The 20,948-nt window shown below is 73.2% G+C and carries 19 protein-coding genes; 8 read left to right on the forward strand and 11 right to left on the reverse strand.

From position 1 onward, the window contains the following. Positions 1-8: 8 nt before the first annotated feature. A complete protein-coding gene (locus ACZ5GP_RS24670) occupies positions 9-287 on the forward strand; it encodes an acyl carrier protein (RefSeq protein ID WP_468752902.1) in 279 nt (92 codons plus the stop codon). 55 nt (positions 288-342) lie between these two features. On the opposite strand, the gene ACZ5GP_RS24675 is transcribed toward ACZ5GP_RS24670, so the two are convergent. The 4 genes from ACZ5GP_RS24675 to ACZ5GP_RS24690 all read right to left on the reverse strand — a co-directional run bounded on the left by ACZ5GP_RS24675 (position 343) and on the right by ACZ5GP_RS24690 (position 4,031). Further along, on the reverse strand, positions 343-1,353 hold the full coding sequence (locus ACZ5GP_RS24675; protein WP_468752903.1) for a LuxR C-terminal-related transcriptional regulator: 1,011 nt from the start codon (positions 1,351-1,353) through the stop codon (positions 343-345). 146 nt (positions 1,354-1,499) lie between these two features. Further along, positions 1,500-2,345 carry a hypothetical protein gene (locus ACZ5GP_RS24680; protein ID WP_468752904.1) on the reverse strand — a complete coding sequence of 282 codons (846 nt, stop codon included), beginning with the start codon at positions 2,343-2,345 and terminating at the stop codon, positions 1,500-1,502. Continuing rightward, positions 2,342-2,968 (reverse strand): RNA polymerase sigma factor, encoded by a 627-nt coding sequence (locus ACZ5GP_RS24685; RefSeq protein WP_468752905.1) that lies wholly within the window; start codon positions 2,966-2,968, stop codon positions 2,342-2,344. The genes ACZ5GP_RS24680 and ACZ5GP_RS24685 overlap by 4 nt, the downstream gene beginning before the upstream one ends. A gap of 145 nt (positions 2,969-3,113) precedes the next feature. Then, on the reverse strand, positions 3,114-4,031 hold the full coding sequence (locus tag ACZ5GP_RS24690; protein WP_468752906.1) for a hypothetical protein: 918 nt from the start codon (positions 4,029-4,031) through the stop codon (positions 3,114-3,116). 361 nt (positions 4,032-4,392) lie between these two features. Here ACZ5GP_RS24690 and ACZ5GP_RS24695 point away from each other — a divergent pair, with 361 nt between their 5' ends. After that, positions 4,393-7,089: an FG-GAP-like repeat-containing protein gene (locus ACZ5GP_RS24695; protein ID WP_468752907.1), complete on the forward strand. Its 2,697-nt coding sequence runs from the start codon at positions 4,393-4,395 to the stop codon at positions 7,087-7,089. 42 nt (positions 7,090-7,131) lie between these two features. Here the strand turns inward: ACZ5GP_RS24695 and ACZ5GP_RS24700 are convergent, their stop codons facing one another. The 6 genes from ACZ5GP_RS24700 to ACZ5GP_RS24725 all read right to left on the reverse strand — a co-directional run bounded on the left by ACZ5GP_RS24700 (position 7,132) and on the right by ACZ5GP_RS24725 (position 15,019). Beyond that, complete coding sequence (locus tag ACZ5GP_RS24700) at positions 7,132-8,730, reverse strand: amino acid ABC transporter substrate-binding protein (protein ID WP_468752908.1); 1,599 nt, start codon at positions 8,728-8,730, stop codon at positions 7,132-7,134. Positions 8,731-8,763: 33 nt separating this feature from the next. Continuing rightward, positions 8,764-10,974, reverse strand: a complete 2,211-nt coding sequence (locus ACZ5GP_RS24705; RefSeq protein WP_468752909.1) for a hypothetical protein — start codon at positions 10,972-10,974, stop codon at positions 8,764-8,766. Positions 10,975-11,232: 258 nt separating this feature from the next. Next, positions 11,233-11,799 carry a hypothetical protein gene (locus ACZ5GP_RS24710; RefSeq protein WP_468753158.1) on the reverse strand — a complete coding sequence of 189 codons (567 nt, stop codon included), beginning with the start codon at positions 11,797-11,799 and terminating at the stop codon, positions 11,233-11,235. Between the two features lie 73 nt (positions 11,800-11,872). Then, entirely contained in the window at positions 11,873-12,385 is a 513-nt protein-coding gene (locus ACZ5GP_RS24715) for a hypothetical protein (RefSeq protein WP_468752910.1), read from the reverse strand. Positions 12,386-12,452: 67 nt separating this feature from the next. Then, complete coding sequence (locus ACZ5GP_RS24720) at positions 12,453-13,328, reverse strand: DUF4328 domain-containing protein (protein WP_468752911.1); 876 nt, start codon at positions 13,326-13,328, stop codon at positions 12,453-12,455. 56 nt (positions 13,329-13,384) lie between these two features. Then, a complete protein-coding gene (locus ACZ5GP_RS24725) occupies positions 13,385-15,019 on the reverse strand; it encodes a beta-N-acetylhexosaminidase (RefSeq protein WP_468752912.1) in 1,635 nt (544 codons plus the stop codon). A gap of 348 nt (positions 15,020-15,367) precedes the next feature. Here ACZ5GP_RS24725 and ACZ5GP_RS24730 point away from each other — a divergent pair, with 348 nt between their 5' ends. The 6 genes from ACZ5GP_RS24730 (at position 15,368) to ACZ5GP_RS24755 (ending at position 20,190) form a co-directional block, all read left to right on the forward strand. Beyond that, on the forward strand, positions 15,368-16,015 hold the full coding sequence (locus ACZ5GP_RS24730) for a 2-oxo-4-hydroxy-4-carboxy-5-ureidoimidazoline decarboxylase (RefSeq protein WP_468753159.1): 648 nt from the start codon (positions 15,368-15,370) through the stop codon (positions 16,013-16,015). 146 nt (positions 16,016-16,161) lie between these two features. Then, on the forward strand, positions 16,162-16,542 hold the full coding sequence (gene sdhC / locus ACZ5GP_RS24735) for a succinate dehydrogenase, cytochrome b556 subunit (RefSeq protein WP_358588605.1): 381 nt from the start codon (positions 16,162-16,164) through the stop codon (positions 16,540-16,542). 8 nt (positions 16,543-16,550) lie between these two features. Further along, positions 16,551-17,045 carry a succinate dehydrogenase hydrophobic membrane anchor subunit gene (locus ACZ5GP_RS24740; protein WP_468752913.1) on the forward strand — a complete coding sequence of 165 codons (495 nt, stop codon included), beginning with the start codon at positions 16,551-16,553 and terminating at the stop codon, positions 17,043-17,045. A 16-nt stretch (positions 17,046-17,061) separates the two neighbouring features. Beyond that, complete coding sequence (gene sdhA / locus ACZ5GP_RS24745; RefSeq protein WP_468752914.1) at positions 17,062-18,822, forward strand: succinate dehydrogenase flavoprotein subunit; 1,761 nt, start codon at positions 17,062-17,064, stop codon at positions 18,820-18,822. After that, positions 18,822-19,592, forward strand: a complete 771-nt coding sequence (locus tag ACZ5GP_RS24750; RefSeq protein ID WP_468752915.1) for a succinate dehydrogenase iron-sulfur subunit — start codon at positions 18,822-18,824, stop codon at positions 19,590-19,592. Before sdhA ends, ACZ5GP_RS24750 begins: the two co-directional genes overlap by 1 nt. Before the next feature lie 151 nt (positions 19,593-19,743). Next, a complete protein-coding gene (locus ACZ5GP_RS24755; RefSeq protein ID WP_468752916.1) occupies positions 19,744-20,190 on the forward strand; it encodes a VOC family protein in 447 nt (148 codons plus the stop codon). 204 nt (positions 20,191-20,394) lie between these two features. On the opposite strand, the gene ACZ5GP_RS24760 is transcribed toward ACZ5GP_RS24755, so the two are convergent. After that, positions 20,395-20,943 carry a MarR family winged helix-turn-helix transcriptional regulator gene (locus ACZ5GP_RS24760; RefSeq protein WP_468752917.1) on the reverse strand — a complete coding sequence of 183 codons (549 nt, stop codon included), beginning with the start codon at positions 20,941-20,943 and terminating at the stop codon, positions 20,395-20,397. Between the last annotated feature and the right edge of the window lie 5 nt (positions 20,944-20,948).

Raw genomic sequence — 20,948 nt, forward strand, 5'->3', positions numbered from 1 at the left:
CCGACACCATGACCACGCCCACTGTCTCCACCGACGAGCTGCGCACCTGGCTGATCGACCGGGTGGCGTTCTACCTGGAACGACCGGCCGCGGAGATCGAGGGCGGCGCCAAGCTGGCCGAGTACGGGCTGGACTCGCTGTACGCGCTCACCCTCTGCGGTGACATCGAGGACGAGTTCGGCATCCCGGTGTCGCCGACCCTGGCCTGGGACCATCCGACCGCGGACGCCATCGCCGAGGTGCTGCACCAGGAGATCACCGCGCAGCAGACCGACGGAGCGGGGTGACACGAGCCCCGCGCCGGTGGTGACGCGACGAGGGGCTCGTGTCACGGCCGGGGCGTCACACGAGCATGTCCGGGGCGATCCAGCCGTGCGCGGCGGCCATCGCGCCGGCCTGGAAACGGCTGGCCGCCGCCAGCCGCCCCATCAGGTTCGCGGTGATCCGCCGCCCGGTCCTGACCGACACGCCGAGCCGTCGGGCCACCGCCTCGTCGGCCAGCCCCTTGGCCAGCAGGGCGAGGACGGCCTGCTCCTGGCTGGTCAGGCCGTGCTCGTTCGGCTCGGGTCGGCAACCGAGCGGCGCCGCGTCGCCCCAGACCCGCTCGAACAGCGAGCACATGGCGCCCACCACGCCCGGGCTGCGCAGCAGCAGTGCCCCCGCGTCGGTCGCCTCCGGATCCACCGGCACCATGGCGATCCGGCGGTCGTAGATCGTCAGCCGGACCGGCTGGGTCGGCGCCACCCTGATCTCCGCCCCGAGGTCGGTCAGCCAGCGGGCGTACTCCAGCGTGGAGGCGTCGTTGGCGATGCTCTCCAGGAAGACGGTCCGCATCTGCACACCCCGGTCGAGCAGGTCCTGGTCGAGCGGGCCGCTGGCCCGCTGAGCGGCCGGGGACAGGGCCCCGCCGGGGACCAGGCTCAGTATCTCCGTGGAGGAGTTCGCCGCCAGCGTCTGGATCCTGAGGCGGATCGTGTCGAGGTCGGTCAGCACCTCGACAGGCGGCTCCTGCAAGGAGCGGTGGTACTGGGTGTACTCGGAGACGAGGTTCTGTATGGCCAGCCGGCCGATCTCCAGCTCGTCGTGGCGCCGGCGCAGCTCCTCCTCGCGCTGGGTGAGCAGCGCCACCAGACCGAACTCCGGCTCGACCGCGCGCAACGCGCCCGGCTCCTGCCACGACTGCCGTACCAGCCCCAGCCCGTCCAACTCGTCCAGAGCGGATCGCACTTGCTCCTCGGTACGCCTCAGCCGCCTCGCCAGCTCGCCGACCCTGGCCGTGGAGTCCTTGAGCATCTCCCGGTAGACGTCGACCGTGTCGGCCGCGAGTCCCAGGGCATCAAAATCGAGGCCCACCCGTTCCCCCTCATCGCACACTCCATCCACATCAACCGGACAGCCGATTCTCACCCCTGAGTGATCGCAATCGGAAGCGTGTTTGGCAGCATTCGGCAAAGCCTTGGCCGGGCGGTGCGGAGGCTCTCTCCGAACTGCGCAGTGGTTCACTCGGATCTGGTCAAAGGTGGCGTTGTTCCAGCCAAATGCCCTCCATGGCTCCTGGTCGGCCACCGCTCGGCGGCGTTCCGACCGTGCCCCTCGCCCCGGCTTTTTCCTTTGCTCTGGCTCTGGCCCCGGCCCTTGTCTTCACCACGGTGACCAGTGTCCGGCTTTCCGTGCGGGTTCCCGTGCGGGTTCCCGTGCGGGTTCCCGTGCGGGTTCCCGTGCGGGTTCCCGTGCGGGTTCCCGTGCTCGGCCGCCTCGGGCTTGCCCTTGCCCTTGCCCTTGCCCCCGCCCTTGTCGTTCTTGCGCTTCGGCTCCGTCGGGCCGGGGGTCGGGCCCTGCTTCGGCGTCGGAGCCTGGGTCGGGGTCGGCGGCGCGGTCGGCGACGACGTCGACTTGCGGGGCCTCTCCCGTTCCGTCGGGGACGTCGACGCGGCGTGTCCGGGCACCCCCTCCGGGGAGGACTGCGGTCCCGGGGTCGACGGTGACGTCGACGCGGGGCGCGGGTGGTTTGTCGGGGGCGGGTCGTCGGACATCGTGCCCGCGGCCGCCAGCGCCACTCCGCCCAGGAGGCCACCGGCAAGGACCATGCCCCCGGCCGCCCGCAGGGAGAGCCGCCCGCGGCGCCGCTCGCGCGGGCGCCAGTCGTCGCGGCGCCGGGTCCGCGCCCGGTGCGCGCCCGCGTCCCGTGCCGTGCGGAACGCCGCGACCGCCTCGCGCTGCGCGGCCGCGTCCACCTCCGCGCCGGCGTCGGCCCGCACGGCCTCGGTGAGCTGCGCGAGGAGGGTTTCGGGGTCGGCGGGGCGGCCGGGCCCGCCCCCGGACCCCCGGGACCTGTCTGCGTTCATGTCGACTCCCCCAGCGTGCCGGGACCGTCATCCGCCGTGCCGTCGAGCCCGAGCCGCTCGGCCAGCTTCCGCAGGCCTCGGTGCGCGGCCGTCCGTACCGCCCCGGGGCGCTTGCCGAGGACGCGCGCGGCGGCCGGGCCGTCGAGGCCGACGACCACCCGCAGCAGCACCGCTTCCGCCTGCTCGCGCGGCAGCGTCGCGACCAGGGCGAGCACCCGCTCGGTGGAGACGGCCTCCAGGGCCGCCGCCGAGGTGTTGTGCGGTCCCGGCAGGTCGAGCAGGTCCTGCTCCTGGCCGCCGGCGCGCGGGCGCACCTTCTGGCGGCGCAGGTGGTCCAGGGCCCGGTGCCGCGCGATGGTCGCGGTCCAGCCCCGGAAGCCCGCCCCGTCCCCCCGGAACCGTCCGAGGTCCCTGGCGATCTCCAACCAGGCCTCGGCGGCGACGTCCTCGGCGGCCTCGCCGTCGGTGCCCACCAGGCCGCGCAGATAACCGACGAGACCCGGCTGGACCATCCGGTACGCCACCGCGAAGGCGGCCTCGTCGCCTTTCTGGGCCGCCTCGACGGCCCTGCCGAGCTCCTCGTCGCGCGCCCGCGCGCGACGGGTCTCCCCACCCTGGCCCAACGTTCTCCCATCCGGCCGAACGCGGCACGCCCACCGTGCCCATGCCCCCACGCACACCAGCGTCGCCGGGTGCGGTTGTGTCACAGTCGGAGAGCGTACGGCCACCGGCCCCGGGGGCGCACGGGGGGCCGGGGCTCCGGTGCGCTCAGACCTCGAAGAGCCCGCCCGAGCCGCCGGGGCGGATCCGCGAGATGTCGAGCGTCTGCGCGGGGGGCGGGGCGATGGCGGCCACCGGCTCGTCGTAGTCGGACATCCGCATCGTCATGGTCCGGGCACCACCGGAGAACACGCCGCCGCCCTGGGCGGCCTCGACGCCGAGGATGTACGGCTTGCCGGACGCGGCCACGTACACCTTCGTCTTCTGGCCGTCCTTCGTCTCGACGAGCGGGGTGACCGCCTCGCCGTAGCGCCGGATCACGGGTCCCGCGGTGATGACCCCGTCCAGTTCGGGGCTGCCGATCTTGTCGGTGATCTTGTCGAGGTCGCAGCCGGCCATCGGCACGGCCGAGCCGCCCGCCCCCGTGCCCGCCGGGATCTTCAGGTACTTGCCGCGGGCCAGCGCCGTCCGCTCGCGGACCCGCTCCGCCGTCTGCGGGCCGCGCCTCACGCCCATCTCGACGATCGCGTCGAGCGCGGCGTCGGTGAAGCGTATGTACGTCGTGCCGCCCGCGACCACGATGAGGTCGCCCCGCTGCGTCGGGCCGGCGTCGAAGGCACCCGTGCAGTTGTTCCGACGGTCCATGTGCAGCGAGACCTTCTGGTGGCCCTTGGCGGTCTCCATGTCGACGCCGACGCGTACCGTGTCGGCCGTCTTGAGCAGCCTCATACCCTCCAGGGCGAGTTCCCTGCCGCGCGCCTCGTCGCGGGACGCCGGCCGGGCATCGTCCCCGGCCGTGGAACCGGAGCGGTCCACCTCTTCGAGCCTGCCGCCGGAGTACGTCACCGAGCCGTCCGAGCCGCAGGACGCCAGCGTGCCGACCGCCGCACCCATCGCCAGGGTGAGCGCGGACGCCCGTATCCACCGTCTGCGCGTCTGCGCCCGGCCGTTCACCCGACGTGCCATCTTTTCCCCCACCCGAGTCACCCGAGCCCCCGCCCGCTCCACACCACTTCGCACCCTGCGCCGTCGCGCCGGCATGCCGTCCTTACTGTCACACGGGCCTGCGCGGCCACGGGTCGCGGTGTCCCCACCACGGCGTGCGGGATAGATCACGCGTAAAAAATCATCCGTCGGCACAACCCTTTGCCCGCCACACAAGTCCTACGAACTCGCTTGCTTATCTGAAACTCGCTAAGGGGTGGGGCACTTGAGCCCGCGCAAACCGCGTGAAAAGGCGCGTACCACGCATGCGTACCGGCCGCTGAGTCTCCGGCGCAGGGCGTGGCTGACGATCGGGGCCGTCGTGCTGGGAGGCGCGGGGGCGGTGACGTACGCGATGGCCGACCCGAGCGGGGACCGTACCGGCGCCGACCCGCGTGCCGCGCGGCCGGCGAGCGTGCGCGACCTGGAGCTCAAGGGCGACGACGGCGCCGAGCGGAGGCTGCCGCGCACGTCGACCGAGCAGTTCTCGCTGCTCGGCGTCTCGTGGCGCGGGGCCGCCCAGGAGCTGACGGGCACCGCGCGGGTGCGCACGCGCGCCCTCGCCACCGGCCGGTGGAGCGACTGGCGGACCCTGCGCCCGGAGCCGGGCCCCTCGAAGGCGGCGGAAGCGGGCCCGCGCGCCGCCTCCGCGCCGCTGTGGGTGGGCCCCTCGGACGGCGTGGAGGTCCGCGTCCTCGCGACCGACGGCACGTCGGGCGCGGCGCTGCCCGACGGACTCGCCGTCGCCCTCGTGGACCCCGGCGTGCCGAACGCGGAGGCGCGCAGTGCCTCGCTCGACGGCGGCCCGAACGCCCGCCCGGGCACCACCGCCGGTACGGCGATGGCCCCCGCCGCCCACGCCGCCGACGCCGCCGACGCCGCCGACGCAGAGAAGCCGGGCGACGCGGAGACGCCCGCTGACGGTAAGAAGCCCACTGACGGCGTAAAGCCGGGCGACGACCAGAAGCCCGCCGACGGCGAGCAGCCCGGTGCCGACCGAAGGCCCGCCGACAGCCAGAAGCCCGCTGACCGCCAGGAGCCCGGCGCCCAGGCCCCCCGCGTCACCTCGGCCCGCCCGGCCCCGCCGACGTCCACGGTCACCCGGCCCCCGGTCATCGCCCGCGCCGCCTGGGGCGCCGACGAGAAGCTGGTCCAGGAACCACCGCGGTACCTCGACGAGGTCAAGGCGGCCTTCGTCCACCAGGCGATCGACACCAACGACTACAGCTGCGCCCAGTCCCCCGCCCTCGTCCGCGCCCTGATGACGTACCAGGTGAAGACGGAGGGCAGGAGCGACCTCGGCCCCAACTTCCTCGTGGACAAGTGCGGCCGCGTCTTCGAGGGCCGCGGCGGCGGTGTCGACGTGCCCGTGCGCGGCGCGCACACCACCGGCTTCGACGACGAGTCGGTGGGCATCGCCGTCCTCGGCGACTTCCGGGGCGAGGGCCGGACCGGAGCCGCGGGCAGGCCGACCCGCGCCGCCCGGGAGTCGGTGGCCCGCGTGGCGGCCTGGAAGCTCGGCCAGTACGGCGCGAGCCCGACCGGCAAGGCCACGCTGACCGCCACCGCCGACACGGGCGGGTGGAAGAAGGGCGAGCAGGCCTCGCTGGCCACGATCTCCGGCCCCCGTGACGCCGTCGCACCCGAGGCCCCCAGCGGGACCCTCGACGCCGAGCTGGGCGAGATCCGCCGCTACGCGGGCAGCCCGGGCGTGAACTCCGCCGTCCCGACCGGGGACTATAACCGCGACGGCATCGCCGACCTGGTCGCGGGCACCCCGAAGGCGTCGGGCGGCCGCGGGCGCCTCACCGTCGTGCCCGGTGGCCTCGGCGGGCCGGTGGCCGGGTCGAAGATCTCCCTGACGCAGACGAGCACCGGCGTCCCCGGCGTCTCCGAGGCCGGCGACGAATGGGCGGCCGCCACCGCGTGGGGCGACCTGAACGCCGACGGGTACGCGGACCTCGTCATCGGCGCGCCCGGCGAGGACGACGGTTCGGGCCACGCCGACCGCGGCGCGGTCACCGTGCTGTACGGCCCGTCCTTCACCTCCGGCACGGACATGCAGCTGTCGGACGACTTCAACTACGCCAAGGCCAGGTTCGGCTCGGCGGTCGCGTCCGGCGACTTCAACGCCGACGGCAAGGCGGACGTCTTCGCGGCGGCGACGGGCACGGGCGGCTCCTGGGCCGCGCGGATCGACGCGGAGCGCGCGTCGGGCGGCAGCCTCACCTCGGGCGACACCGCGATAGCGGAGCCGGACGCCGCGTCCGGCGACTTCAACCGCGACGGCTACGCGGACGTCGCGCTCACCTACCGCGACCAGGCGGGCAAGGCCAAGGTCGCCTGGTTCCGGGGCGGCCGCTCCGGGCTGAGCCGGGTCGGTGTCCTGTCCGTGCCGGGCGGCCACTCGGTCGCCGTGGGCGACGTCGACGGCAACGGCTACGACGACCTCGTCGTCGGCCAGCCCTACACCGCCGAGTCGGGCGCGCACGCGGGCGGCCAGGTGACGGTGGTGCCCGGCACCTCGACGGGCTTCACCACGACGGGCCTGCGGACGGTCCACCAGGCGACGGACGGCGTGATCGGCGCCGCCGAGGCGGGTGACGCGATGGGCTGGTCGGTCGCGGCGGGCGACTACGACGCCGACGGCTACGCGGACGTCCTGACCGGCGCCCCCGGCGAGGACATCACCCGCGAGGGCACCAGCCGCAAGGACGCGGGCACGTCCCTGCTCCTGAACGGCTCCTCGTCCGGCCTCACCGGCGCCGGGGCGAAGGCCTTCTCGCAGGACGAGCCCGACGTGCCCGGCTCCACGGAGAGCGGCGACCGCCTCGGCTCCTCGGTGACGCTCGCGGACCTGTCCGGCTCCGGCCGCGCGGACCTGGCGATCGGCGTCGACGGCGAGGACGCGGGCGACGGCACGATCCTCCAGCTGGACAGCGGCCCTTCGGGCGTGCCGGGCTCCAGCGGCGTCTACTACGGGCGTACGACGCTGGGGACCCCGGCGGGTGCCCGCCTCGGCCAGACGCTGACGCCGTAACGGCCCTGACGTGCCGCCCCCCGTGCGCCGGGGGGCGGCACGTCAGGTGTCGCTGGGCACCCGGCAGCCCGCTGGCTGGGACTTGTTCTTCGGCCAGCCGATGCCGACGAACCGCAGGCCCTTGGTGCGCGGGTCCAGTTCGACCACGGCCACCGGCTTGTCGTAGGCGTTGCCCGCGTTGGTCAGACAGATCCAGCCACTGGTGCCCCGGACCCGGTTGACCGCCTCGAGGCGCTGCCACATCGCGGAGACCCGCTTCAGGGGCGGTATCGGCCCCTCGGCCTGGGCGTTGGCGAGCAGCACGGCCTGGGCGACGGTGCGCACGCCGTCGTACACCAGCATCGCGCGGGAGTCCGTGAGGCGGACCTCCCCGATGTCCCCGGCGGTGCCCTTCCTGATCAGTTCTTTCAGCTCGTTCAGTTCCTGTTGCGGCTCGGTGAGGTGGGCCGGCCGCCCCTTGGCGCCTTTCTTGCCGCTCAGCACGCGGTCCCAGGCGTCGGGGTGGCCCGGAGCCGCGTACTGCACCGTGACGAGGGGCTCCTTCCCGCCGCCGCGCAGACTCTCCCAGTCGTCGGGCCGCATGTAGCGGTTGAGGGTGGCCGCGCCCGAACCGCTGATGACCGTGTACTTCTTCCCGCTGCACTGCGTGTCGGCCAGCTTCAGGGCGAAGAGCCGCAGATGGACGGGGCGACCCGCGAAGTAGACGTAGCGCGCGGTGGACTGGCAGATGTTCTGGGCGATGAGCGTGAAGTCGTTGCCGGTGTCCCCCGGCTCGGTGATCGAGGGGGACTCGAAGGGCTGCTCCTTGGGGCCGGGCGGCCCCTTCTCGTCGCGGCTGAAGGCCTTGGCGAGCGAGTCGTTGTAGATGTCGTGCGGCCGCTTGTCCCTGACCAGGACGGTCTGCTCGTCCGTCAGCTCACCGTGGTAGCCGGCCAGCGCGTCCGCCTGCTGGCGGTTGGTCGGGATGATGCGGGCGAGGCCCGGATAGGGGGGCGTGACGTCGCCGCCCTCGGGGTTGGCGAGTTCGTCGGCGCTGACGCGGGAGGCGAGGACGGGGATGTGCAGGTCCTTGGTGAGGCGCGCGATGGCCTTCCGCGTGGCGTCCAGGCTGAGGTTGAAGCCCGTGACGGCGCGGAGGTTGTGGTGCTTGTCCCGGGACATGGCCGCCAACTGGTCGACGACGGCGGCCTGTTGCCGGTAGGCGTCGCCGGGGTTGGCGAGGACCAGGCGCAGCAGCGGTGTGCTCTCCTCGCGGTTCGCGCGGTACTGGGCGAGGTAGGCGCCCTGGACCTCGCTGAGCAGCTGCTCGCGCTCGGCGGGCAGGTCGGGCTGGAGGGGCAGCATCAGCGCGACGGTGACGTGCGGCTTGTCGCCGACGAATTTCTCGTTCTCGCGGGCGATGGCGCGGGCGACCCGGGCGAGCTGCGGGGTGCCGAAGTCGTAGCCGCTGCCGTTGACGCCTATGCACTCGCCCTCGCTCTCGACCACACCGGCGGCGCAGTCCTTCGGCTCGGACTCCCAGGGGCGCGGCGCGAAGAGGACGACGAGCGCGAGGACGACCACGACGCCGGTCACGGTGAGCAGCGCGCGCCGCAGCGTCGCCCAGAACGTGTTGTACAGCCAGTCCACGAACCCTCTCAACGCCGCCGCCTCTCCGTGTCGCCGGTCATGGGCTCAGCCGAACCCGATGTGTTCCGTGCATCTGCACCGCTTCAGCGGCTGCCGGTCGTCCGCGCGGTCGCCCCAGTCCCGGGCCATGTGGACGAGGAGGGCGGCGCCGTCGGCCGCCCTGGCCGCGTCGGGCCCTTCGGGGCCCTGGTCGCGCACCGCCTCGTCGGCGACCCGCGCCAGCTCCTCGCTCAGCTCCCGCAGCGGGCCGCGCAGGGCGCCGGGCACCGTCTCGTCGAGCGGCCGGGTCCGCTCCTCGCTGAGCCAGGCCGCGTGCAGCAGCCGGTCCACCTTGCGGCGCCGGCTGTCACCGCGCACCTGCGTCTCGCCGAGCGCGTGGGCGAGCCGGTCGTCGGGCGCCCCGATGAGCGGCGCGTCGGCGATGGCGAGCAGTTCCTCGCACCACTCGCGGGTGGGGCGGGCCGGGAAGGTGTCGGTGAGGTAGCGCGTGACGAGGTGCGCGCCGTCGGAGGCGAGGAGGTGGTGCATGCGGTGCGCGGCGGCGGTCACGAACAGGTCGTCGGGGTGGTGGTCGCCGAGGTCGCGGTAGTGCCCTTGCAGCAGCGCGTGGTCGGTGTGCCAGGCGGCGCCCGCGGCGCGCATCCGGTGGAGCCTGCGCATCAGCAGGCGGCGCAGGCCGAGGTCCCCGATGAAGTGGCGGGGGCAGTGCGGCCAGCCGCTGTCCTCCAGGAGTTCGGCGATGCGGTAGGCGGACAGTCGCTCGTCGCGGTCGCCCTGCACCGCCCGCATCAGGGTCTGGGCGCACTCCGCGTCGTGGGCGACCGAGAGGTGGCTGAGCAGATCGAGCCAGTGGCCCCGGTGCTCGGGGGGCAGTTCCTCGGGGTACTGCCGGACGACGAGTTCTTCGAGGAGTACGTCGGCCACCGGCCGGTCGGCGACCGGGCGGCCCTCGTCGTCCTCGGCGGCGGGCACCCGGGCGTCCAGCAGCGCCCAGTCGGTGTACGCGGCCGGGTCGTCGAACGTCAACGACGCGGTGGCCTGTCCGAGCCGGGTGACGAACAGCGGGCGGCCCGCGCTCAGCCGGTGGACGCCGCTGTCGATCCGCAGCCGGGCGGTGTTGGCCACGCCCTCCTGGCGGGTGCGCAGCCGGCCGGTCTCGGCCTTCTGCTGCTCGCGGGTGAGCCGGGGCATGCGGATGAGCAGCACACCGCGCCACAGCGGCGCGTGGTCCGGCACGCCCGCCACCGGGCGGTCCCAGGCGGGCAGCCCGCCGAGGGCCGGGTCCCACACGGCCGGGGCGGCCGGGGCGGTGCCGGCGTGCCGCAGGAAGCGGCCGCCGTCCTCGCGGCGCGCGGTGGCGAAGATCATCAGCCGGTCGTGGCGCCCGAGTTCGCGGTCCTCCAGGGTCGGCTTCACCAGCTTTCTGCCGAGCGGGTTGTCCGCGTGGTCGAGCAGCAGGGCGGGCCGCCCGACGCGGGAGAGCCTGCCGTGCACCGAGCGGTAGGCGGCGTCGACGTCCTGTCGCAGGGCCCTCAGCAGAAAGCTTTCGGCGACGCGGCGTGCCTCGGCGCCCTGCTGGAAGTCGGCGGCGAGCCCGCGCAGTCCGGCGCGGGGCTGGCCGCCGGCCCCAGGGTAGTCGCCGTAGGTCTCGGCGAGCGCCGCGCGCCCCTCGGCCGAGGTCCGCGCGAACAGCGCCTCGATCAGGGCGTTGACGAAGGGCCCGACGAGCGGATCGGTGATCAGCCCGGCGAGGTGGCCCAGGTAGTTCTGCGCCGCCCCTCTGAGCACGCCGCGCCAGAAGGAGCGCGGCGGCAGGAGTTCGTCGAAGCGGCGCACCTCGTCCACCAGCGTGGCGGCACCGGCCAGGCCGTCGCTGCCGGCGGCCGCGGTGAGCCCGGCGTACAGCCGCGGCACGGGAATCGCGCCGCCGTCGCCGCCCCAGTCGCCGTACTGCAGGGCGATGGCGCGCAGCACCTCGGTCACCTCGGAGCGGCTGCCGGGCCGCTGTTCGGCCAGTTCGCGGCATTCGGTGCGGGCGCAGTCGACGTACGCGGTGGGCACGCGCGGCCCGAAGTGCCGCCGTACGCAGCGCAGGAACCGCCCCTTGCCCATGCCGGGCCCGCCGACGAGCAGGACCACCGGCAGATCGGGGCCGAAAAGCGCTTCTCTTCTGCGCCCGGCCGCGGTCTTCCCGAGCAGCCGGGCGACCGGACCGCCGTCGGCCAGCAGCTCGTCGAATCCGAGTTCATCAGGCACGGGCCTCTCCATGACCGGGAAGATCAGGCCGTCGTTCGGCGGCTCGTCAGGTTAGCCAAGAGCGCCCGAACTCCGGGAGGGTTTTCGAATGCCGGTGCAATTCGGCCGGATCACGCCGTCGCGGCCCCGCGGGGCGCCGAGCCCAAGGCGTGGGGGTCCAAGGCGTGGGGGCCAGGGCGGGGACGCTCGACCGGACGTGCCGGCAGACGCGGGAGCGTGTGGCCGGGACCGTGCCGCGGGCGGGTGAGCGGCGGGCCGTCAGCCCTTGCCGCGCGCCTTGCGCGAGACGACCGCCCGCAGCACCCTGCGCCCCTCCTGTGACACGTCCAGGGCCTGGCGCAGCCCGCCGGGGCCCGGGTCCTTGGTGGAGAGCAGCTCCAGGATGCGGATCTGGCGGCGGAGTTCGGCGGCGACCAGGGGGGACATGCCGTCCGTGCGGCCCTCGCGGCGTGCGGACACCGGGCGCGAGCCGCCCCACGGCGCGGCGTCCAGGAGGCGGTGCACCTGGAGGGCCGCGACGGAGCAGCCGTCGGCCCACTCCCGCACCGCCGCTCCGGTGGGCGCCGCCGGGGCGGCGTCGAGCATGCGCCGGGCGAGCGCGGCGGCCTCACCGGACGCCCCCGGGGTGTCCTTGGCGGCGGCGAGCGCCGCGCGTGCCTCGGCCAGCGGCCCCTGCCAGTCCTCGCCCTCCGCGAGCCGCGCCCACAGGGGCCGCAGCAGGTCGTCCCCGCCGCCGAGCACCGGCACGCAGCGGTCGAGGCAGGCGAGCCCGCTCGCCGCGAGGCCCCGCTCGTCGGCCTGCGCGATCAGCTCCACCAGGCTCATGCTGTACGTCTCCCGTTCCAGGACCCTGCGCTTCACCCTTACTGCGTGCGCTGCCCCGGGAACGTCACTGCCGTCACTGCGGCACGACACCGAGCCGGTCGAGGAAACGGAAGAAGAGCTGCTCGGCCGAGGGTTCGGCGTCGGCGTTCAGCACGTCGAGCAGGGGTGCCTCCCGCGCCGTCCGGCCCGACTCCGCGGCCCAGGCGACCGCGCGCCCGGCGGCGTCGCGCGGCTCCAGGAAGTAGTCCTCGACGGTCAGCCCGCTGTCGCCGAGGTAGGCGGCCATCGCGCGCCGCGCCAGGCAGGTCGTCCACGCCCCGCTCTCGGGCGCCGCCGCCTCGACGATCACGCAGTCGCTGTCCAGCACGTATCCGAAGAGGGCGGGCGCGCCCGTCTCCAGGGCCAGCGTGTTCATGTTCCCGATGTCGCGCGCGTCGTCACCGCCCTTGCCCGGCACCTCCCACACCTGCCAGCCGTCGGCCCGCCGGTCGAGGAGGGCGAGGTCGTGGCGTACGCCCGCGAGCGCCGCGCACGAAGCGAGCGGCCGCTCGCTCCTGCCCACGACGTAATACCCCCAGTAGCCCATGAAGCGTCCCCCCGCTGTGCTCCGTACCCGTGTGCCAGGCGTTCTGCCCGCTCGAAAGGCGGCGAAATCACGGTGCGACGGGGGGCTCCGGCGCCGGCCCGGGCAGGGTCGGACCCGGCTCGGCCGGGGGCGGGCCCAGCGCGGCCTTGCGGTCCTGCATGCCCGTCAGGCGCAGGACGAAGACGATGGCGAGCACGGCGGCCGCGAGGTCCAGGGTGTCGGCGACCATCATCTTGCCGACGGCCGACTTGATCTCCGTGGCCTCCTCGGCGTCCTCGTACGAGCGGGACGCCCACCGTCCGACGAGCAGGCTCGCGACCCACAGCGTCCACCAGGCGTTGACGACCGGGTGCGGGCCGCGCTCGGCGGACGGGTCGAGGGTGAGCGTGCGGTCGAGCGCCACGGAGCGGGGGCGGCTCGCGTCCCAGATGTCGACGGCGATGCGCCGCGGGAACCAGAGGCTGACGACCGGCACGAACCAGCCCCACACCGTCCAGCCGCGCGTCTTGCGGTGGATGTGCGGCGCGAACACCTCGGCGTTCACCCGGACCCGGTGGAACCAGACGAGGAAGACCACGCAGGTCGCGACCATCAGGGCGACCTGCGCCAGGCCCGCGTCGCCGTACAGCGTGTCGGCGTGGTCCGCCTCCCGCTGGATGTCCGCGCCCCAGTCCCCGGTGACCAGGTCGTCCAGCACGTCGAGCATGACCGTGCCCGTCCACAGCGCGTACAGGTCGGCGGCGGCGACCAGGCCGAGCAGCGCGGCGACCGCCCGGCCGAGCCCGACCGGCGAGCGCAGCCAGGCGGAGTGCTTGCCCGGGGCGGCGGGAGGCGGCGGCGCGCCCGCGGCGGCCGCCTGGACGCAGATCTCGCACAGGCCCTGCGAGTTCTGTGCGGTACGGAGTTGACATGACGTGCACAGCATCGCTGGGCGACCCCCCACGGGTTCCTGGTCGTACGAGGAGCCGCCCGCGTCCCTCCCCAGGGCGCGACCGGCGGCTACCGGACGGTATCAGCGAGCCTGACGAAGTCCCGCCACGGGAGCGAAGGCTTCCGCGGGTCCCACAGCTTCTGGACGGTCGCCCGCAGGGGCAGGCGGATGCCCTCGGCGACCTGCTCCTGGGTCTGCGACCGGGCGAGGTCGCACCAGACCGCGAACGAGGCGCCGAGGATCTGGTCGTCGTACCGCGCACCCACCGGCCGGGTGCCGCGGAGCACCAGCGGGGTCCAGCTCTCGTAGATCCGCTGCCCGGTGGGGTAGCGGAAGTCGTTGGGCTGGCCGAGGACGTAGTAGAGGTACTCGTCGTTGTAGTTGACGAGCCTGCGGCCGGCCTTCAGGTACTCCAGCGGCTCGCGGGCGCCGATCTCCTTGCCCGTCCAGTAGGCGACCTCCAGGTCGTCGGCGGTCCGTGCCCGCCCGCCGGAGAAGAACCCGTCGTTCCACGCCATGAGCTTCTTCTCGTACGCGCGTACGGTCTCGGCGCGGTCGTTGAGCCAGTCCGTCGCCAGGTCCCGCACCCGGCCGCTCGGCCCGTACCGCTCGCGGGCGGCCGCGGCGAGGCGGGGGTAGGACGCCTCGGGGTCCTTGACCGTGAGGGCGAGGTACTCGTCCGCGCCGAGGTGCCAGTGGCCGCCGGGGAAGAGCTGCGCGAACTCCTTCAGGAGGTCGTCGACGATCTTCGCCGCCCCCGGCTCGGAGATGTCGACGGCGCCGCGCGTGGCCTTGCCCCGGGCGTCACGGAGCTGGAGCGAGGGGTGCTCGGCGATGACCGCGCCGAGGTGGCCCGGGGAGTCGATCTCCGGCACGACGGTGATGTGGCGGCTCGCGGCCAGCTTCAGGATGCGGCGCACCTGCGCCTTGGTGAGGTGGTCGGGCGAGACGATCTCGGGGTGCGAGTCCGACTCGACGCGAAAGGCCTGGTCGTCGGAGAAGTGCAGACCCAGCTCGTTGTACTTCAGGTCGCCCAGCTCGCGGATCCTGTCCTCTATCCACGAGGCGTCGAAGTGCTTGCGGGCGATGTCCAGCATGAAGCCGCGGCGCGGTTTGGCGGGCCGGTCCCTTATGACGCCTTCGGGGGCGGCCCTGTCCCCCTTCACCTCCTGCTTGAGGGTGCGGGTGCCGTAGAAGACACCGGCCTCGGCGGGGGCGGTGATGCGGACCCGGCGGTCCCGCACGGAGAGGGTGTACGACTCCGGGCCCCCGGCCTTGTCCGCGTCCGTGTCCGTGTCCGTGCTCTTGTCCTCGTCCCCGTCCGGGGTGAGCGCCAGTTCCACGTCCCCCTTGCGGGGGCGGTCCCGACCGGCGTACTTCAGTCGCAGCTCGCCCGCGAGCAGGCGCCCCTCGTCGGCGAGGTCCTCGTCGCGGACGACCACCCGGCCCGTCCGCGTGTCCGGCCGCCAGCCGGGACCGGACGCGGCGGTGTGCTCCCGCACGGCGGGGATGGTGGCGGGGGGCTTCGACAGGAGGTGGCTCTCGCTGGGCCGCGGCGCCCGCGAGGACGCGGAAGGCTTCCTGGCGGCCTCGGACGGATACGCGGGGGCGGGCCCGTCACCGCCGGGCCACAGCGCCACGGTCAGCGCGACGGCCCCGGCGGCGACCGCTCCGCCCGCCGCGACGAATCGCCCGCGCGTCATCGGAACCCCCCGGCTCCGCAGCCGCCCCTGCCGCCGCGCGGCGGTATCTCCAGGGCGGCCCGCGGGCCGGTGGCGCGGGGCCGTCGGGGAGCGGGGCGACGGACCTGCGCGGGGCCTCGTCGGCACACGGCAGCAGTCACAGCCATGGCGCCACGCTACGACGCGTTCCCGAGAGCCACCTGTCCAGATCCTGGAGCGAAACTCTCCCGTTCGGGTGATATTCGCTCATGCATCGGACACTTCGTCCTACTTCTCGCTAGCGTTACGAGTCCCCCACACCCGCATGACCTGCACCTCTGCACCACCTGCACGATCCGTACCGCGCGCACCACCCGCACGGTGCGCAACATCTGCGACCTGCCTGTCCCCCCTGTCCCCAGGCCCCCTGCCCAGGAGTGTCCGCTGTCCCCGCACCGTTCCCCCGGACCCCCCGGTGGCGCCGCGCCCACCGCCGCCCCCGACGCCACGCCGGAACAGCTGAACTCCGCCCCGCCCCGCGAGGCCGAGGCCGCCCTGCTCACCTGCTGCGGCAGCCTCCGCTGGGCCCGCCGCGTGGCCGCCCACCGGCCCTACCCCGACCTGGACGCGCTGCTCGCCGCCTCGGACGAAGCCGCCTACGACCTCTCCCCCGGCGACCTCGCCGAGGCCCTGGCCCGCGAGCCCCTGGACCAGGCCGTCCCCCACCAGGGGACACCCGGCGCCACGTACACCGCCGCCCACACCGCCCTGCGCGCCGCCCACGCCGCGTACGAGAGCCGCTTCGGGCACAGCTTCGTGGTCTGCCTCGACCACGTCCCCGCCGACGAGGCCCTCGACCATCTGCTGTGCGCCCTGCGGTCACGCCTTGGCAACGATCCCGAGGAGGAGCGCGCCCTCGCCGCCGAGGAGCTGCGCCGCCTGGCCCGGGGCCGCCTCGCCCGCCTCGCCGCACGTCACGCCACCGCCGGCACCGCGCGTCCGGCAGCGCGCCCCGATAGCCCGTACGTGCCTGTTTGACTGCCTGTTTGATCACACCTGCGGACCCGGGGCGAAGACACCGACAACACGTCGATACGATGACGAGCGGCCGGTGGACCGTACCCGGCCGGGCTCGTCCGACAAGAAGCCGGCCGGCCCCAATCCCCGCTCCCGGAGGGTCTTCCGTGCCGGCTGGAACGCTGTACCGCGGCCGGGAAGGAATGTGGTCCTGGGTGGCTCATCGAGTCACCGGCGTCCTCATCTTCTTCTTCCTGTTCGTGCATGTGCTGGACACCGCTCTCGTCCGCGTCTCCCCGGAGGCGTACGACGATGTCGTCAGCACCTACAAGACGCCCCTCGTCGCACTCCTCGAGTACGGCCTGGTCGCCGCCATCCTCTTCCACGCACTCAACGGCCTGCGCGTCATCGCCGTCGACTTCTGGTCGAAGGGCCCCCGCTACCAGAAGCAGATGCTCTGGACCGTCGTCGGCATCTGGCTCGTCCTGATGGTCGGTGCGCTCTACCCGGTCCTCGGCCACGCCGTCCGCGAACTCTTCGGGAGCTGACGCCAGACATGTCTGCTGACACCACGCTCGACAAGTCCGCAACGTCCGGGGTGGGCCCCGTCGAAGGCGCCTCGCTCTACGACGTGGACAACCCGGCCCCGTTCATCGAGGCCCCCCGCAAGCGCACCTCCAAGACCCCGCGCTCGACCCGCGGCAACTTCGAGATGGCCGCATGGCTCTTCATGCGCCTGTCCGGTGTCGTCCTGGTCGTCCTCGTCCTCGGCCACCTGCTGATCCAGCTGGTGCTCGACGGCGGCGTCTCGAAGATCGGCTTCGCGTTCGTCGCCGGCCGCTGGGCCTCGCCGTTCTGGCAGGTCTGGGACCTGCTGATGCTGTGGCTCGCGATGCTGCACGGCGCCAACGGTCTGCGGACGGTCATCAACGACTACGCCGAGCGCCCGAACACGCGTCTGTGGCTCAAGGGCCTGCTGTACACCGCCACGGTGTTCACCATCCTTCTGGGCACGCTGGTGATCTTCACCTTCGACCCGAACATCCGCTAAAGCCGAGGCGACCCCAGTGAAGATTCACAAGTACGACACCGTCATCGTCGGCGCGGGCGGCGCCGGCATGCGCGCCGCCATCGAGGCGACGAAGCGCAGCCGCACCGCCGTGCTCACCAAGCTCTACCCCACCCGCTCCCACACGGGCGCCGCGCAGGGCGGCATGGCCGCCGCGCTCGCCAACGTGGAGGAGGACAACTGGGAGTGGCACACCTTCGACACGATCAAGGGCGGCGACTACCTGGTCGACCAGGACGCCGCCGAGATCCTCGCGAAGGAGGCCATCGACGCGGTCCTCGACCTGGAGAAGATGGGCCTGCCGTTCAACCGCACCCCGGACGGCACCATCGACCAGCGTCGCTTCGGCGGTCACACCCGCAACCACGGCGAGGCCGCCGTGCGCCGCTCCTGCTACGCCGCGGACCGCACCGGCCACATGATCCTCCAGACCCTCTACCAGAACTGCGTCAAGGAGGGTGTGGAGTTCTTCAACGAGTTCTACGTCCTCGACCAGCTCATCGTCGAGGACCCCGTGACCGGGGTGAAGAAGAGCGCGGGCGTCGTCGCGTACGAGCTGGCGACCGGCGAGATCCACGTCTTCCAGGCGAAGTCCGTGATCTACGCGTCCGGCGGCACCGGCAAGTTCTTCAAGGTGACCTCCAACGCGCACACGCTCACCGGTGACGGCCAGGCGGCCTGCTACCGGCGCGGGATCCCGCTGGAGGACATGGAGTTCTTCCAGTTCCACCCGACCGGCATCTGGCGCATGGGCATCCTGCTCACCGAGGGCGCCCGCGGTGAGGGCGGCATCCTGCGCAACAAGGACGGCGAGCGCTTCATGGAGAAGTACGCGCCGGTCATGAAGGACCTCGCGTCCCGTGACGTCGTCTCGCGCTCCATCTACACGGAGATCCGTGAGGGCCGCGGCTGCGGCCCCGAGGGCGACCACGTCTACCTCGACCTCACGCACCTGCCGCCGGAGCAGCTGGACGCCAAGCTCCCGGACATCACGGAGTTCGCGCGCACCTACCTCGGCATCGAGCCCTACACGGACCCGATCCCGATCCAGCCCACCGCGCACTACGCCATGGGCGGCATCCCGACGAACGTCGAGGGTGAGGTCCTGGCGGACAACACCACCGTCGTCCCGGGCCTGTACGCGGCCGGCGAGGTGGCCTGCGTGTCCGTGCACGGCGCCAACCGCCTCGGCACCAACTCGCTCCTCGACATCAACGTCTTCGGCAAGCGCGCGGGCATCGCCGCCGCCGAGTACGCGGCGAAGAACGACTTCGTCGAGCTGCCGGAGAACCCGGAGGAGCTGGTCGTCTCCCAGGTCGAGCGCCTGCGCGACGCCACCGGCACCGAGCGGGTCGCCGAGCTGCGCAAGGAGCTGCAGGAGACCATGGACGCCAACGTCATGGTCTTCCGCACCGAGCAGACGATCAAGACGGCGGTCGAGAAGATCGCGGAGCTGCGCGAGCGCTACCTCAACGTCTCGATCCAGGACAAGGGCAAGCGGTTCAACACCGACCTCCTGGAGGCCATCGAGCTGGGCAACCTGCTCGACCTGGCCGAGGTCATGGCGCAGTCCGCGCTCGCCCGCAAGGAGTCGCGCGGCGGTCACTACCGCGAGGACTACCCGAACCGCGACGACGTCAACTTCATGCGCCACACCATGGCGTACCGCGAGGTCGGCGACGACGGCACGGAGACGATCCGTCTCGACTACAAGCCGGTCGTCCAGACCCGCTACCAGCCGATGGAGCGTAAGTACTGATGGCAACCCCGACCCTCGACAAGGAAGCCGCCAAGCCCGAGGCGGGCTTCGCCGACTCCCCGTACATCACGATCACCCTGCGCGTGCGCCGCTTCAACCCCGAGGTCTCGGCGGACGCCACGTGGCAGGACTTCGAGCTGGAGATCGACCCCAAGGAGCGTGTCCTCGACGCCCTCCACAAGGTCAAGTGGGACATGGACGGCACGCTGACGTTCCGCCGCTCCTGCGCGCACGGCATCTGCGGCTCGGACGCCATGCGGATCAACGGCAAGAACCGCCTCGCCTGCAAGACCCTGATCAAGGACATCAACCCGGGCAAGCCGATCACGGTCGAGCCCATCAAGGGTCTGACGGTCCTGAAGGACCTGGTCGTCGACATGGACCCGTTCTTCCAGGCGTACCGCGACGTAATGCCCTTCCTCGTCACGAAGGGCAACGAGCCGACCCGTGAGCGGCTGCAGTCCGCCGAGGACCGCGAGCGCTTCGACGACACGACGAAGTGCATCCTGTGCGCCGCGTGCACGTCCTCGTGCCCGGTGTTCTGGAACGACGGCCAGTACTTCGGCCCGGCCGCGATCGTCAACGCGCACCGCTTCATCTTCGACTCGCGTGACGAGGCGGGCGAGCAGCGCCTGGAGATCCTCAACGACAAGGACGGCGTGTGGCGTTGCCGCACGACGTTCAACTGCACGGACGCGTGCCCGCGTGGCATCGAGGTCACCAAGGCGATCCAGGAGGTCAAGCGCGCGCTGATCACGCGGCGCTTCTGATCCGCCCTTCGCCCGTACGTCACCGTGGGCCCCGCTCCTTTCGAGGAGCGGGGCCCACGGTGCGTCCCGGGTGCGGGCCAGATGGGGGCGGTCGCGGCGTCGTTCTCGCGCGTCTGCGTCCCTACCGCGGGCACCGTCCTACGCTGACGGAATGTCAGACAACCAGTCGGTCGGCCTGTCCGTTGACCAGTTCACCGACCCCGCCGCGGAGCTGCTCGGCTTCGACAACGTCCTGCTGCCCGTCGGCGACCTCGGGGAGGCCGTCGGGTTCTACGAGCGCGCCGGGTTCCCGGTCTCCTTCCGGCTCGACGAGATCGGGCTCGCCATCCTGAAGGTGGGCAAGGAGACGCCGGGTGTGCTGCTGCGGGTGGAGGACGGCATCGTGCCGCGCACGCCCGCGTGGCCCTCGCCCCGCGTGTGGCTGGAGGTGCCGGACGCGCGCGCCAAGGGGCGGGCCCTCGCGGAGGCGGGGGTGGTGCTGCTCGCCGAGCCGTTCTCCGTCGCCACCGGGTGGACCGTGGAGATCGCCGACCCGTGGGGCAACGTCATCGGTTTCACGGACTACCTCAAGCGCCCGGAGCTGGCCCGCAGCTCCTGACGGACCCGGCCCGGGGCGGGCGCGTCCGCAGCTCCCGCACACGTCGCGGGGCGCGCGGCCGCAGTTCCTGGACGCACCCGACGCGGGACGGGTGCGTCCGCGGCTCGTGCCCGACCCGGGGCGCGCCGCAGTAACTGGACGCACCCGGCGCGGGGCGGGCGCGGCCGCGGCTCTTGGCGCACCCGGCCCGGCACGGGCGCGCGGTCAGCACCAGTCGGGGCCGCCGTCCGCCTCCGCCACGACCATGACGCGGCGCAGCATGTCCGACAACCGCGCCCGCTCCGCCGCCGACAGCACGCCGAGGAGCCGCTCCTCCTCGTGGCCGAGGACGGCCATCGCCTCGTGCCAGCGCGCCCGGCCGGCCTCCGTCAGCTCCACGTCGACCCGGCGGCGGTCCTGCCGGGACGGCGTGCGCCGGATGAGGCCGCGGCGCTCCAGGCCGTCCAGCCGGCCCGTGACGGACGCCGGGGCGAGATCGAGGTCCGCCGCGAGCCGGGAGGGGCTCGCCGAACCGCCGCGGCCCGCCAGTTTGTGCAGGGTGTCGAACTCCGGGCGGTCCAGCTCGGCGTCGGCCAGGGACCGCTCGCGGACGCGGCGCAGATGGACGGTCAGCTTGCTCATGCGGGTGACCGCGCCCTCGATGTCCGGGTCGAGTCGGGGCAGCACGGGAAGCCACCGCTCCACGTGCCCGTCGGTCCAGTCCCGTGCCCGGCCGCCCGTCTGACCGGCCGTCCGGTCGTTCTCCTCCGTCATGCCCC

The sequence above is a fragment of the Streptomyces sp. NPDC031466 genome (assembly GCF_055581265.1).